Here is a 13,089-nt window from a genome sequence, read left to right as displayed (position 1 = left end):
ATGCGATCCGCACGCCTCACACTCTGATCTCGAGCCCCAAGTTGATCACCATCACATCGGTGGCGAGGGCCTCCGTCTGTTCCGCGACAGTGGTAACCGTCAACTGAGTCAGGTACTGCGTCCCCGCGCTCTCTACGACGACGAAACGCGTCGTACTCGCCAACATCCAGGGGTCGGCGTCGTAAATGCCACTGACGAAGAGTGCGCGATGCCCGAGGAAGTCCGCATCCGAGGATTCCTCCTCCTGCCAACCGGGCAACTGCGAGGAAGTCCCTCGGGCAGCGTCGAGGAGCCGGTCCGCATCAGCGGCGCCCGACAGTTGTCCGTGCAACACGACCGCGTTGGGCATGAAGCCGTTGCACACGAGATCAGGCGCCAAGAGCACCGACAGCGCCCCGGGGAACGTCTCCGGCGCCGCCCTTGTCCAGCCGGGCAGCACAGGAACGGTCACGATCGGAACAGCAGGATCGGCCGCACTGCACGGGACGCATTCGAGATCGTTCTCGTCCAGGTAATCGAGCAATGTTCCGCGCTTCCGTGCACTCCCTCCGACGTCGCCGGGCGTCATGATGCCTCGGATTCACCGGCGGAAACCGGAGCAGATGACGCGGGCCACAATCGCGATCGTAATGGTGGTGGTGCCAGGAGCTCCCGGGCCGCCGCGTCCGCGAGCACACGACGCCGGTCCGGTGATTCCCGCAGTGACGACAACAGCCCGAGGAGCACATTCGGTTCCGCCAGGAGGAGATAGGCGTCAAGTCTCAGCCGGTTCGATTCGTCGAACCGCAGCCGACTCGACACCGGAATCTCGGTCCCACTGACCAACCAGATGATCGGATTGCGAACCTCGATAGTGCCGCCCACCACCAACTCATCGACCTCGAACTCTACGATGTCGTCCCACGAAACGAAGGTGTCAACCGTCCGCGTCGACCACAGCCGCCGAAGCGTGACCATCCGCTGAATCCCGCTCGGGTACAGGCGAATCTCCTTCGATGAGCGGAACCCGAGGAGAGCCGCAAAGAATGCCAGCGCAACTACGCCGAATACTGTCAGGAACTGCGCTTGTCCGCGGTCCTGGGCCGCAAGCGGTCCAACGTCGGCTCCGAAGAACCAGCCTGCCGCAACGACGAGACCGCCTAGCGACACCGATCCAAGGCAGACCAGGATCGGGACAAGGTGCTTTCGGCTCGGAATCGCAATCCCCGGACCGATCGTGTCCTGGCAGGCAGCGATCCGTTTCGAAAGCTTCAGATATCGAAACCCCGCAATACCCGAGAGCCCTACCGTGGCGGACGCAAAAGCCATGGCCATGCCAGACGCGACCCACACCATCGCGGGCTCGTCGTGAATCACACTCTTCACGGCAGCAATCGGCATGATGCACGACATCACTCCGGTCAGTACAGCACCCAGCAACGGAAACCATCGAAGTCGTTGCGGCCAGACCAGTGTCAGATCTTCCATCTCCATCGCCGCTCTCCTGCCTGTTAATCCCATACCCGCTGAAGCCCCTTCGATCCCAGGTATGCGGCCAGCCCACCCGCTACGGCGCCGACGACAAGACCGGCCGCAAGACATGCGCCAGCCCCGGCCAGTTCGGTCGTCACCGCTTTGCCAGCGTCCAATCCACCGTTGAATTCGTTCGCTATCACCGGCACAGCACCGAGCGCCCCATTCCGCGACCGATCAAGCGAACAGCATCGTCGCCGAATCCACTCGCCGCGCAGAGCATGTCGACCTAGCGCCATCCCCCGCGGCGCCGTCCCGGTGCAGCATCGGCCAAGAATGATCACATCGATTCGACGATACGCGGGACCGCCGAGCAATCGAGACGACCCGCACGATCGACCAACGAACCCCAGCAGCCGCACTGCTACGCTGCCACGCGACAGTAGTAGCCAGGGGGGCGAGATGTCAGAACTATTCGTCGAACCGGACGACGTGGACGCGTTCGCAAAACACATGGCGGACCTGAGCGCACAGGCAAGCTCCGCGCAGCAGTACGCCGAGAAGTGGACCGCGATCGGATACAGCGAGGGCCGGATGTTCGTGCCGGTCGTCGAGAAATTGAGCGGGTTGCACGACGTGCTGTCGGAGAACTTTCGCCGTATCTCTCAACTCTCGGCGGACGCAGCGAACGAACTGACGAGGGCAGCTGCGATGTACAGGTCGACCGACGGAGCGTCTCACGACCGGATCGAATCCACGTACTGACTTCGATCGTCAGCCTTTTTGGGGGAAGAATGACAACAATCGACTTGAAGGACCCTGTCGCGACCGATCCGGTCCCAGACCTCGTCGAGAACATCCTCGGCGCAGCTCAGTACATGAGCCCGACCTACTGGATCAATGAAGCCGCGAAATTGGTCTGCGGCACCGACCCGATGTCATGGATCGCCTCGCAGTTCGCGGGGGATTGGCAAGCCGTTCAGCGTGCTGGCGTCAGCATCGCCACTCTGGGCGAGTTCAATGCAGAGTACTCGCGTCGCATTGATCAGGGTGTCGCGGGATTTCCGAGCTTCTGGCGGGGTGAGGCGGCCGACGGCGCGTCGAACTATCTGACCGACTATTCGTCGACAATCCGGAGCCAATCGCAGGACTTTGCCCAGATCGGCGAACAGATCCGCCAGATGGCGGTCGGCATGTACGAAACCGCCAACGCCGTCAAAGGACTGTGGCAAACGCTGTTCGACTGGCTGATCACGATCGGCGTAACCCTTGCTGCCGCTGCACTCACCAGCTGGACTGGTGTTGGGGGCGTTGTCGGCGGTGCTGCGGTCGTCGCCGAGATCGCCGCAGCGACCGCGATCTGGCGACAGGTCGTAGACACGACCGGCAAGGCATGGGACGGCGCTCAGGGCTCAATCGGGTTGATCGCTGGCCTCATGGCTGGGCTGGAGAACGTGTCGATACATCAACTTCCACAGGCCTCGTACGACCATCCAGGAGCATGACATGTCGTCAGACGACCAATTTCGAGACTTGGCAGGCGGCGACCTCGGTGTTGCACGGCATCTGGCCAGCTCTCTCCGAACCCTCAAGCAGCACAGCCATGATCCGGAGTTTTCGAAGCTTGTCGACGAAGTGCTCAGCGGGCGAACACAGCTTCGCGATGTCTTCACGTCAGACGCGTTCGCGCGCACGCTCAACCCTTTGATCGCGGAGTCTGCTGCGCGCTATCGCGAACTGGATAGCGATACGAAGACTGAACTCGCAGAAGAAGGCGAACGTCAACTGTCCCTTCTGGCCGAATCGGATTCGCCGCCCAAAGCTCAAGAATCGAGCGATGATTCGGATGACTTTCCCACGTCCACCAGTATCCTGTCGTCGGATTGGTGATCGATGTCAGCCATCCCGGAGACCACCGTCAGGTTGAGAGCTGTGCCAGTTGACGAATCCGGACAGCACTGCCTTGTCTCGCCCTTGCCTGAGATCTGCGTCGAGCACGGCCTGCCTGCAACAAGCACCGCAACCACATGGATACGCCCGAGCCGCAAGGTCACTGAAGACCTCCCGAAGGGAGTCTCATCGTATGTTCCAGGTGGGGTCGGGCCCTTTTGGAAGGGTATTGCGAACTCGTTCGACCGCCTCCGGCATGGACCCTCCGTGCGCGCCGAATGGCCGCTCTGCATTCACTGCGATTCTCGCCGATCCAGAGGTCTGCGCGGTGCCGCCGCGTTAGCCGTCGCGGGGGTCGTCCTGATCGCCCTCGCTGTTGGCATCGCTGTGGCCGACCTCGAGGGCCCGATTCCGAGCGTCATGTTCGTGGCCGGACTCCTCGCGCTGCCGGCGGCGGTTGGGCTGCTCCACACCATCCGGCCGGAGAAGCTCTTTCACGCCACCGCGGCCCCGGACGGGTCCGCGGTGATCGTCACCGACCCGCACCCGGATTTCGCTGCCGCGCTGCGGGCCGCTGAGCGCTGAGCGCTGAGGAATCCTCAGCCCACGATCACCACATGCAGGTTCCGCGGCCCGTGGACGCCCTCGACCCGCTCGAGTTCGATGTCCGACGTCGCCGACGGCCCGCTGATCATCGTGGTCGGACGCTCGGGCACCAGGCGGGCGAGCGCCTCGGGCACGCCGACCTCGATGCTGTCGACGGTCACGACGCACACGTGCAGGTCCGGCACCAGGGTCAGTGCCCGCCGGCCCTGGTCGGGGCTGCCGTCGAGGAAGATCGTGCCGGTCTCGGCGCACGACACCGCGGACGCGGTCACGACGCTGTCCAGGTCGGACAGCCGCGGGGCCGGCACGTCCGGGGAGTCGACGACGACGTCGCCGTCGAACCGGGACAGCCACGAATCCGCCAGTCCCGCAGGCACACCGACGCGGCGAGCGCCGAGGTCGCCCAGCACGCGGGCGAGCACGTCGGACAGGTCGGCGACACTGCTGTGGTGCACGACGGCCTTGTAGTCGAGCAGGCGATCCACCAGCAGGTCGACGCGCTGGGCGTCGGGCATGGTGCGTCCGGTGCGGTAGTTCCGCGGCACCTCGACCGCGGCGGGTGGCGCGAGCGTCAGCGCGTCCCGGATCCGGCCCATGATCACGTCGCGTGAGCTCACTGCTGCGCCTCCTTGCGTGCTCGGTCGATCGCGTTGCGTCCCTCGGCGGAGTCCCACCACTGCCGGAACGTCTGCTTCGGGGGCGCCGGGATGTCGCGGGCCTCGGTCCACCCGTTGAGCGGCGGCGGCAGCGTCGAGATCTTGCCCTTCTTCCCGGCCACGATGCGACCGAGTCCGGCGGCCTTCTGCGCCAACGTGAACCGCTTGGCCGACGACATCGCCACCGACGCCGCCTTCATCGCGGCCGCCTCGGCACCGAACCCGGACTGCTGCACCTTCTGGTGCCGCAACTCCACCAGCAGCGACGGGATGTCGATCTTCACCGGGCAGGCGTCGTAGCAGGCACCGCACAGGCTCGACGCGAACGGCAGCGTCGAGTTCGGATCGTCCTTGCCGTCCATGCCCGCCAACTGCGGGGTGAGCACCGCGCCGATCGGTCCCGGATACGTCGACCCGTACGCGTGCCCGCCGGTGCGCTCGTACACCGGGCACACGTTCAGGCACGCCGAGCAGCGGATGCAGTTGAGCGCCTCGCGCCCGACACCGTCGGCGAGGGCGGCGGTGCGGCCGTTGTCGAGCAGCACCAGGTGGAAGTCCTGGGGCCCGTCGCCGGGCGTCACCCCCGTCCACATCGACGTGTACGGGTTCATCCGCTCCCCCGTCGACGAGCGCGGCAGCAACTGCAGGAACACCTCGAGGTCCTGGTACGTGGGGATCACCTTCTCGATGCCCATCACGGTGATCAGCGTCTGCGGCAGCGTCAGGCACATGCGGCCGTTGCCCTCGGATTCGACGACGCCGAGCGTGCCGGTCTCGGCGATGCCGAAGTTGGCGCCCGAGATCGCCACGGGCACCGTCATGAACTTGTGCCGCAGGAACTTCCGCGCCGCGGCGGCGAGGTGCTTGGGGTTGTCGTCCAGCTCCGGGTCGACGTCGGCCATCTCGCGCAGGAAGATCTCGCGGATCTCCGACCGGTTGCGGTGGATCGCGGGCACCAGGATGTGCGAGGGCTTGTCGTGCCCGAGCTGGACGATCAGCTCCGCCAGGTCGGTCTCGTAGGCGTGGATGCCGTGCTGCTCGAGGTGCTCGTTGAGCTCGATCTCCTGCGTGGCCATCGACTTGACCTTGATGACCTCGTCGGAGCCGGTGGCGCGCACCAGTTCGGTGACGATGGCGTTGGCCTCGTTCGCGTCGGCGGCCCAGTGGACGGTGCCGCCGCGCGCGGTCACCGCGGCCTCGAGCTGATCGAGCAGCTCCGGCAGCCGGCCCATCACGTCGGACTTGATCGCCGAGCCGGCGTCGCGGAGGTCCTCCCAGTCGGGCAGCTCGCCGGTCACGTTCAGCCGCTTGGCGCGGATGGTGTGCGTGGCCTTGCCGATGTTGCGGCGCAGCTGGGTGTTGGCGAGTTCGTGGTGCGCGGCGGCCGGGAACTTCTCGGTCCCGCGCAGGAAGCCGACCCCCTTGGGGGCGCGCGGCGGGAACGCCGGCAGCCCGAGTGCAACGCCGCTCATGCGGTCACCTCCACGCTCTCCGTCGACGCCAGGATCTCGGCCAGGTGGATCGTCCGCGTGCCCATCTGCAGCCGGGACATGCCGCCGCCGATGTGCATCAGGCAGGAAGAGTCGCTGGCAGAACAGAATTCGGCGCCGGTGTCGGCGACGTTGCGGATCTTGTCGGCCAGCATCGCCGTGGAGGTCTCGGCGTTCTTGATCGCGAACGTGCCGCCGAAGCCGCAGCACGAGTCGGCCTCCGGCAGCTCGACCAGGTCGATCTCCCGCACCGCGCGCAGCAACTGCAGCGGCTTGTCCCCGACGCCGAGCATGCGCAGCGAGTGGCACGTCGGGTGGTAGGTGACCCGGTGCGGGAAGTACGCGCCGACATCCGTCACGCCGAGCACGTCGACCAGCAACTCGGACAGCTCGTACGTCTTGGCCTTCACCGTCTCGACCCGGCCGCACAGCGACGACGTCCCGTACCGCGAGGCGACGATCTCGTGCTGGTGTCGGACCGACCCCACGCACGACCCGGACGGCGCCACCACCGCGTCGATCGCACCGTCCCCGAAGGTGTCGGCGTAGTTCTCGACCAGCGGCAGCGCGTCGGGCTGGTAGCCGGTGTTCACGTGCATCTGCCCGCAGCACGTCTGCCCGGGCGGGAACACCACCTCGTGCCCCAACCGCGTCAGCAGCAGCGCGGTGGCCCGCGGCGCGTTCGGGAACATCGTGTCGCCCAGGCACGTGGCGAACATCGCAATGCGCATGCGTATCTCCGAGGTCGAACGTGAATGTGGTCAGACCACAGTAAGCCATGGTCAGCGCGTCGGCGCAAACCCGGACGCAGTTCTGCACCAACTTTCGTCCAGACCTCGAATGTGACCGGGGTCATCGTGTACGGTCGCTGTGGTCTGACCACAGGGACCTGTCGATGCAGGCCTTCCCCGAGACGCCGCGACCCGGCGCAAACCAGGAGTTTCATGTGGATTCCGAGATCCTCGCGGTGACCTTCACACCCGCGACCGATGCCGTCGGCGGCAGCCTCACCGCGTCGGCACTCGTCGCCCTGGCCCCGCTCGCGACGTTCTTCGTGCTGCTGGCCGGCTTCAAGCTCAAGGCCTGGTACGCCGGGCTCGGCGCGCTCGCCGTCGCGGCCCTGGTCGCGATCGTCGGCTTCGACATGCCGGCGTCGCTGACCGGCCTGTCCGCGCTCCAGGGCATCACCTTCGGCCTGTTCCCGGTGATGTGGATCGTGGTGACGGCGATCTGGTTCTACGAACTGACCGTCGTCAGCGGACGCTTCGAGGATCTGCGCCGGGTGTTCAGTTCGGTGGGCCGCGGCGACATGCGGGTGCAGGCCATGCTGATCGCGTTCTGCTTCGGCGGCATGCTCGAGGCGCTCGCCGGATTCGGTGCACCCGTCGCGATCACCGGCGCCATGCTCATCGCGATCGGGATGCCGCCGATCCGCGCGGCCGTGACGGTCCTGGTCGCGAACACCGCCCCGGTTGCGTTCGGCGCCATGGCGATTCCGATCACCACCGCCGGCAACCTGACCGACATTCCGCCGACCGAGATCGCCGCCGTCGTCGGCCGCCAGACGCCGATCCTGGCGCTGTTCGTGCCGCTGCTGCTGCTCTTCCTCGTCGACGGACGACGCGGCATGAAGCAGGCATGGCCTATCGCGCTGGTCACCGGCGCCGTGTTCGCACTGGCCCAGTTCTGGTGCTCGGCCCACTTCTCGTACGAACTCACCGACGTCGTCGCCGCCCTCGCGGGACTGGCCGCCGCCGTGACCATGCTGCAGTTCTGGAAGCCGAAGACCCCCGAGGATCAGCGGTCGCAGGTCGAGCCCGAGCGCCTCGGCCCGTCCCGCGTGTTCCTGGCGCTGTTCCCGTACCTCCTGGTGGTCGTGGTGTTCGGCATCGCCAAGCTGTGGACCCTCGGGGTCGACATCCCCGCGTGGCTCACCGGCACCGATCGCAAGATCGAATGGCCCGGCCTGTACGGCAACCTGATCACCGGCAGCGGCGATCCGGCGTCCAGCGCGGTGTACACGTTCTCGTGGCTGTCGAACCCCGGCACCCTGCTGCTGATCTCCGGCATCATCGTCACGATCGTCTACTCGCTGTGGACCAGCGGCGGACGGTTCCGGCTCTCGGCCCGCGACGCGGTCACCACGTTCGGGGTCACCGTGGTCAAGATGCGCCTGGCCATCGCGACCGTCGCGACCGTCCTGGGCCTCAGCTACGTGATGAACCAGTCCGGCCAGACCGTCTCGATCGGCACGTGGCTCGCCGGCACCGGCGCGATCTTCGCGTTCTTCTCCCCGATCCTCGGCTGGCTCGGCACCGCGGTCACCGGATCCGACACCTCCGCCAACGCGCTGTTCGCGAAGCTGCAGCAGACCGCCGGCCAGCACGCTGGCATCGACCCGACCCTGCTGGTCGCGGCCAACACCTCGGGCGGTGTGGTCGGCAAGCTCGTGAGCCCGCAGAACCTGACGATCGCGGCGACGGCGGTGGGGCAGCCGGGCAGCGAACCGATTCTGCTGCGGAAGGTCGTCGGCTACAGCCTGGCGATGCTGCTGATCCTGTGCACGCTCGTCTACCTGCAGTCCACCCCGGTCCTGGACTGGATGCTGCCGTGACCGCCCGGGGGCTCGGACGCGACCGGCGCACGGCCTAGGCTGACGTGTCATGACGTCCGAGTCCCCGACCACCGACCTGCCGCCCGCGGCGCATCCCCGCGCGTGGGAGCACGTGCTCAGCCGGGTCGAGGAAATGATGGTCTCGGGGGAACTGTCGCCCGGTCAGCGCCTTCCCGGCGAACGCACCCTCGCCGCCGATCTCGGCGTCGGGCGCTCGTCCGTCCGGGAGGCGCTGCGGGTGATGGAAGCCCTCGGCCTGCTCAAGGCGCAGACCGGGTCGGGACCGAACGCCGGCGCCATGATCGTCTCCCGCCCCACCGGCGGGATGACGATGCTCATGCGGATGCAGGTCGCCGCCCACGGGTTCCCGGTGTCCGACGTCGTGCAGACCCGTCTGGTCCTCGAATCGGAGGTGATGCGCGCGCTCGCGCACACCCCGTCGGTGGACCTGGCCACCGCCGTCGAACTGCTCGACTCGATGGACGAGCCGACGCTCACCGCCGACGAGTTCCTGGTCCTCGACGCCCAGTTCCACGTCGCGATGGCGGATGCGGCGGGCAACCAGGTGATCGCGGCGATGATGGCCGGGCTGCGCGCGTCGATCGAGTCCTATGTCGTGGAAGGCGTGGATCCGACGGCGTGGCCGACGACGTGTACCCGCCTGCGGCACGAGCACCGCGGCCTGGTCGAGGCCGTCACCCGCGGCGACGCACCGCTCGCCCAGAAGCGGATCGTCGACCACATCACCGGCTACTACGAGGGTGTGCGCCGCGACTACTGAGCCACGATCACGACGTGCAGGTTCCGCGGTCCGTGCACACCCTGCACACGTTCGAGTTCGATGTCGACGGTCGCCGACGGCCCGCTGACGAGCGTCGTCGGCCGTTCCGGAACCAGGCGGGCCATCGCCTCGGGCACCCCAACCTCCACGCTGTCGACGGTCACCACGCACACGTGCAGGTCCGGCACCAGCGTCAGCGCCCGCCGCCCCTGGTCGGGGCTGCCGTCGAGGAAGATCGTCCCGGTCTCGGCGCACGTCACCGTCGACGCCGTCACCACGCCGTCCAGGTCTCCGAGATCGGGGGCGGGAATGTCCGCCGCGTCCACCACCACCTCGCCGTCGAACCGGGACAGCCACGAATCGTCCAGTCCCGCAGGCACACCGACCCGGCGGGAGCCCACGTCGGCGAGCACCCGGGCCAGGGTCGCCGGCAGTTCGGGGGCGGCGCACCGGTGCACGTGCGCGCCGTAGTCCTCGAGGCGGTCGACCAGCAGGTCTAGCCGTTCGGCGTCGGGCATCGTGCGGCCCACCCGGTACTCGCGCGGCACCTCGATCGGGGTCGGCGGGGCCACGGCCAGGGCACCCCGGATCCGCCGCAGGACCTCGTCGCGCGAACTCACCGCCGTGCCTCCTTCCGCGCCGCGTCGATCGCCGCCCGACCCTCCGGCGAATCCCACCACCGCCGGAACGTCTGCTTGGGCGGCGCCTGGATGTCGCGCGCCGACGTCCATCCGCTCAGCGGCGGCGGCAGCGTCGAGATCTTGCCCTTCTTCCCCGCCATCAACCGACCGAGCCCGGCCGCCTTCTGCGCCAACGAGAATCGCCCCGCCGACGACATCGCCACCGACGCGGCCCGCATCGCCGCGGCCTCGGCACCGAACCCGCTGTGCTCCACCTTCTGGTGCCGCAGTTCGATCAGCAGCGACGGGATGTCGATCTCGACCGGGCAGGCGTCGAAGCAGGCCCCGCACAGGCTCGACGCGAACGGCAGCGACGAGTTGGGGTCGTCGGCGCCCTCCATGCCGGTGAGCTGCGGGGTGAGCACCGCGCCGATCGGCCCGGGATAGGTGGAGCCGTACGCGTGACCGCCGGTGTGCTCGTAGACGGGACACACGTTGAGGCAGGCCGAGCAGCGGATGCACTTGAGCGCCTGCCGCCCGATCGCGTCGGCGAGGGCGGCGGTGCGGCCGTTGTCGAGCAGCACCAGGTGGAAGTCCTGCGGCCCGTCGCCGGGTGTGACGCCGGTCCACAACGAGGTGTACGGGTTCATTCGCTCGCCGGTGGACGAGCGCGGCAGCAGTTGCAGGAACACCTCGAGGTCGGCGTAGGTGGGGATGATCTTCTCGATGCCCATGACGGTGATCAGCGTCTGCGGCATCGTGATGCACATCCGCCCGTTGCCCTCCGACTCGACGACGCCGAGCGTGCCGGTCTCGGCGATACCGAAGTTCGTGCCCGAGATCGCCACCGGCACCGTCATGAACTTGTGCCGCAGGAACTTCCGCGACGCGGCGGCCAGGTGCTGCGGGTCGTCGTCGAGATCGGGGTCCACCCCGTCCATCTCGCGCAGGAAGATCTCCCGGATCTCCGCGCGGTTGCGGTGGATCGCCGGCACCAGGATGTGCGACGGCTTGTCGTGCCCCAGCTGGACGATCAGCTCCGCCAGATCGGTCTCGTGGGCGTGGATGCCGTGCTGTTCGAGGTACTCGTTGAGACCGATCTCCTGCGTGGCCATCGACTTGACCTTGATGACCTCGTCGGAGCCGGTCTCCCGCACCAACTCCGCCACGATCGCGTTGGCCTCGATCGCGTCGGCCGCCCAGTGCACCACGCCACCCCGCGCGGTCACCGCGGCCTCGAACTGCTCGAGCAGTTCCGGCAGCCGGTTCAACGTGTCGACCTTGATCGCCGATCCCGCGGCGCGCAGCGCCTGCCAGTCCGGCAACTCACCGGTGACCTTCAGCCGCTTGGCCCGGATCGTGTGCGTCGCCTTACCGATGTTGTGGCGCAGTTGCGGATTCGCGAGTTCGTGGTGTGCGGCCTGCGGAAACGTCTCGTCGCCGCGGAGGAACCCGATGTCGCCGGGTGCGCGCGGCGGGAACTCCGGATTCCCGAGACCGACGGCGGTCATGCCGGCGTCCCGGTGGGAACGCGGGCCTCGACCGAGCCGAGGATCTCCGCGAGGTGGATCGTCCGGGCACCCATCCGGAGCCGGGACATGCCCCCGCCGATGTGCATCAGGCACGACGAGTCGCTCGCACAACAGAATTCGGCGTCGGTATCGCCGATGTTGCGCACCTTGTCCGCCAGCATCGCGGTCGACGTCTCGGCGTTCTTGATCGCGAACGTGCCACCGAACCCGCAGCACGAGTCCGCCTCCGGCAACTCGACCAGGTCGATCTCCCGGACCGCGCGCAGCAACTGCAGCGGCTTGTCGCCGACCCGCAGCATCCGCAGCGAGTGACACGTCGGGTGGTAGGTGACCCGGTGCGGGAAGTAGGCGCCGACGTCGGTCACGCCCAACACGTCGACCAGCAGTTCCGACAACTCGTACGTCTTGGCCTTCACCGTTTCCACGCGCTCGCACAGCGCGGTGCTCCCGTACCGGGCAGCGACGATCTCGTGCTGGTGCCGCACCGAACCCACGCACGACCCGGATGGAGCCACCACCGCGTCGATCGCGGCGTCCCCGAAGTTATCGGCGTAGTTCTCCACCAGCGGCAGCGCGTCGGGCTGATAGCCCGTGTTCACGTGCATCTGCCCGCAGCACGTCTGCCCGGGCGGAAACACCACCTCGTGCCCGAGTCGGGTGAGCAGGATCGCGGTCGACTTCGACACCTCGGGAAAGAGCGTGTCGCCGATACACGTCGCGAACAGGGCAATTCGCATGGGACCTCCCGCAGTCGGTCTGTAGCGATCACGCTATCGCCGATCCGACTGCGGCGCCCGAGTACCGCGGAACTCGCCCCGGGACCGTCAGGACTGCGTGGACGTCATAGCGACGATGACGGCCGAGACGCCGGCCAGCACCACCGCGCCGAGCACGACCAGTCCCGCAGCGGCGGTGAGGTCGTTCCATCCGGCGACCATGGACGAGATCGCGAGGACGGTGACGAGTGCATCGAGCGCGACCGAGATGATCACGGCGGCGTCGATGTCGGAGAGCATCCTCGCCAGCGCTGTCATAGCGGCGCCTTGGACGACGAACCCGACCCCGATGGTCGCGAGCACTGCCGTCGCGATGCCGGTACCCGCCTCGAACCCGTTGGCCAGGAGTGCCAGGGGGAGGATGCCGTAGAGAACCCGAGCGATTCCGACAGAACTGATCGCCCATCGGGCGACGGTCCACCGAGTCCGGACATGGGTGGCCGGCAAATAGGCACGGTCGCGAACTGTCGCATTTATTGGCATAGTGGCGTACGTCACAATTCTCACCTCTAGTGGGGCGGGTCACTCGAAGGCGCGATTCGCAGACTGAGGACCGCAATTGGTAATGGTTGACGACTGCAATGCAAGCGACCGGGCCGGATTCCAGCGTGGCGGCGGCGTCGGTATCCGACGTGAGGCACACCGGAAATATTCACCCGGAAGGGTTGTCCC

Annotated in this window: 15 protein-coding genes; 6 read left to right on the top strand and 9 right to left on the bottom strand. The window is 67.3% G+C overall.

All coding sequences use genetic code 11. The features are described from left to right. Positions 1-16: 16 nt before the first annotated feature. Entirely contained in the window at positions 17-568 is a 552-nt protein-coding gene (locus tag EGT67_RS17530; RefSeq protein ID WP_127917369.1) for an LpqN/LpqT family lipoprotein, read from the bottom strand. Next, entirely contained in the window at positions 565-1,473 is a 909-nt protein-coding gene (locus EGT67_RS17525; RefSeq protein ID WP_127917368.1) for a hypothetical protein, read from the bottom strand. Before EGT67_RS17525 ends, EGT67_RS17530 begins: the two co-directional genes overlap by 4 nt. Before the next feature lie 441 nt (positions 1,474-1,914). Between EGT67_RS17525 and EGT67_RS17520 the strand changes: the two genes are divergently transcribed. From EGT67_RS17520 to EGT67_RS17505, 4 genes are all read left to right on the top strand, one after another. Beyond that, complete coding sequence (locus tag EGT67_RS17520; RefSeq protein WP_164877594.1) at positions 1,915-2,217, top strand: type VII secretion target; 303 nt, start codon at positions 1,915-1,917, stop codon at positions 2,215-2,217. 29 nt (positions 2,218-2,246) lie between these two features. Continuing rightward, positions 2,247-2,957, top strand: a complete 711-nt coding sequence (locus EGT67_RS17515; RefSeq protein ID WP_127917366.1) for a hypothetical protein — start codon at positions 2,247-2,249, stop codon at positions 2,955-2,957. A gap of 1 nt (position 2,958) precedes the next feature. Continuing rightward, positions 2,959-3,342: a hypothetical protein gene (locus EGT67_RS17510; protein WP_127917365.1), complete on the top strand. Its 384-nt coding sequence runs from the start codon at positions 2,959-2,961 to the stop codon at positions 3,340-3,342. Positions 3,343-3,609: 267 nt separating this feature from the next. Continuing rightward, positions 3,610-3,927, top strand: a complete 318-nt coding sequence (locus tag EGT67_RS17505; RefSeq protein ID WP_127917364.1) for a hypothetical protein — start codon at positions 3,610-3,612, stop codon at positions 3,925-3,927. A gap of 14 nt (positions 3,928-3,941) precedes the next feature. On the opposite strand, the gene EGT67_RS17500 is transcribed toward EGT67_RS17505, so the two are convergent. The 3 genes from EGT67_RS17500 to EGT67_RS17490 are packed head-to-tail and all read right to left on the bottom strand — an operon-like array spanning position 3,942 to position 6,825. Next, positions 3,942-4,565, bottom strand: coding sequence for a LutC/YkgG family protein (locus EGT67_RS17500; RefSeq protein WP_127917363.1), 624 nt, complete (start codon positions 4,563-4,565; stop codon positions 3,942-3,944). After that, complete coding sequence (locus tag EGT67_RS17495; RefSeq protein ID WP_127917362.1) at positions 4,562-6,076, bottom strand: LutB/LldF family L-lactate oxidation iron-sulfur protein; 1,515 nt, start codon at positions 6,074-6,076, stop codon at positions 4,562-4,564. Before EGT67_RS17495 ends, EGT67_RS17500 begins: the two co-directional genes overlap by 4 nt. After that, the gene (locus tag EGT67_RS17490; RefSeq protein WP_127917361.1) at positions 6,073-6,825 is read right to left on the bottom strand and encodes a (Fe-S)-binding protein; all 753 of its coding nucleotides are present in this window, start codon (positions 6,823-6,825) and stop codon (positions 6,073-6,075) included. The genes EGT67_RS17495 and EGT67_RS17490 overlap by 4 nt, the downstream gene beginning before the upstream one ends. 215 nt (positions 6,826-7,040) lie before the next feature. On the opposite strand from EGT67_RS17490, the gene EGT67_RS17485 reads away from it, so the two are divergent. Then, positions 7,041-8,708 (top strand): L-lactate permease, encoded by a 1,668-nt coding sequence (locus tag EGT67_RS17485; protein WP_127917360.1) that lies wholly within the window; start codon positions 7,041-7,043, stop codon positions 8,706-8,708. A 49-nt stretch (positions 8,709-8,757) separates the two neighbouring features. Beyond that, the gene (locus EGT67_RS17480; protein ID WP_127917359.1) at positions 8,758-9,489 is read left to right on the top strand and encodes a FadR/GntR family transcriptional regulator; all 732 of its coding nucleotides are present in this window, start codon (positions 8,758-8,760) and stop codon (positions 9,487-9,489) included. Here EGT67_RS17480 and EGT67_RS17475 read toward each other — a convergent pair. From EGT67_RS17475 to EGT67_RS17460, 4 genes are all read right to left on the bottom strand, one after another. Continuing rightward, on the bottom strand, positions 9,483-10,109 hold the full coding sequence (locus EGT67_RS17475) for a LutC/YkgG family protein (RefSeq protein ID WP_127917358.1): 627 nt from the start codon (positions 10,107-10,109) through the stop codon (positions 9,483-9,485). The genes EGT67_RS17480 and EGT67_RS17475 overlap by 7 nt on opposite strands. After that, the gene (locus EGT67_RS17470; RefSeq protein ID WP_127917357.1) at positions 10,106-11,620 is read right to left on the bottom strand and encodes a LutB/LldF family L-lactate oxidation iron-sulfur protein; all 1,515 of its coding nucleotides are present in this window, start codon (positions 11,618-11,620) and stop codon (positions 10,106-10,108) included. Before EGT67_RS17470 ends, EGT67_RS17475 begins: the two co-directional genes overlap by 4 nt. Further along, positions 11,617-12,378, bottom strand: coding sequence for a (Fe-S)-binding protein (locus EGT67_RS17465; RefSeq protein ID WP_127917356.1), 762 nt, complete (start codon positions 12,376-12,378; stop codon positions 11,617-11,619). The genes EGT67_RS17470 and EGT67_RS17465 overlap by 4 nt, the downstream gene beginning before the upstream one ends. 87 nt (positions 12,379-12,465) lie before the next feature. Then, positions 12,466-12,864: a hypothetical protein gene (locus tag EGT67_RS17460; protein ID WP_127917355.1), complete on the bottom strand. Its 399-nt coding sequence runs from the start codon at positions 12,862-12,864 to the stop codon at positions 12,466-12,468. Between the last annotated feature and the right edge of the window lie 225 nt (positions 12,865-13,089).

Origin of the sequence: Prescottella agglutinans, assembly GCF_004011865.1 — a bacterium.
Classification (GTDB): Bacteria; Actinomycetota; Actinomycetes; order Mycobacteriales; family Mycobacteriaceae; genus Prescottella; species Prescottella agglutinans.
Note: the sequence above shows the minus strand (reverse complement) of the source record. Positions and strands in the feature narration are given on the sequence as shown.

Bases quoted from the DNA above. Each gene is read 5' to 3' on its own strand.
- EGT67_RS17490 (WP_127917361.1), bottom strand. From the start codon at position 6,825: ATGCGCATTGCGATGTTCGCCACGTGCCTGGGCGACACGATGTTCCCG.
- EGT67_RS17520 (WP_164877594.1), top strand. From the start codon at position 1,915: ATGTCAGAACTATTCGTCGAACCGGACGACGTGGACGCGTTCGCAAAA.
- EGT67_RS17530 (WP_127917369.1), bottom strand. From the start codon at position 568: ATGACGCCCGGCGACGTCGGAGGGAGTGCACGGAAGCGCGGAACATTG.
- EGT67_RS17465 (WP_127917356.1), bottom strand. From the start codon at position 12,378: ATGCGAATTGCCCTGTTCGCGACGTGTATCGGCGACACGCTCTTTCCC.
- EGT67_RS17510 (WP_127917365.1), top strand. From the start codon at position 2,959: ATGTCGTCAGACGACCAATTTCGAGACTTGGCAGGCGGCGACCTCGGT.
- EGT67_RS17495 (WP_127917362.1), bottom strand. From the start codon at position 6,076: ATGAGCGGCGTTGCACTCGGGCTGCCGGCGTTCCCGCCGCGCGCCCCC.
- EGT67_RS17525 (WP_127917368.1), bottom strand. From the start codon at position 1,473: ATGGAGATGGAAGATCTGACACTGGTCTGGCCGCAACGACTTCGATGG.
- EGT67_RS17470 (WP_127917357.1), bottom strand. From the start codon at position 11,620: ATGACCGCCGTCGGTCTCGGGAATCCGGAGTTCCCGCCGCGCGCACCC.
- EGT67_RS17480 (WP_127917359.1), top strand. From the start codon at position 8,758: ATGACGTCCGAGTCCCCGACCACCGACCTGCCGCCCGCGGCGCATCCC.
- EGT67_RS17515 (WP_127917366.1), top strand. From the start codon at position 2,247: ATGACAACAATCGACTTGAAGGACCCTGTCGCGACCGATCCGGTCCCA.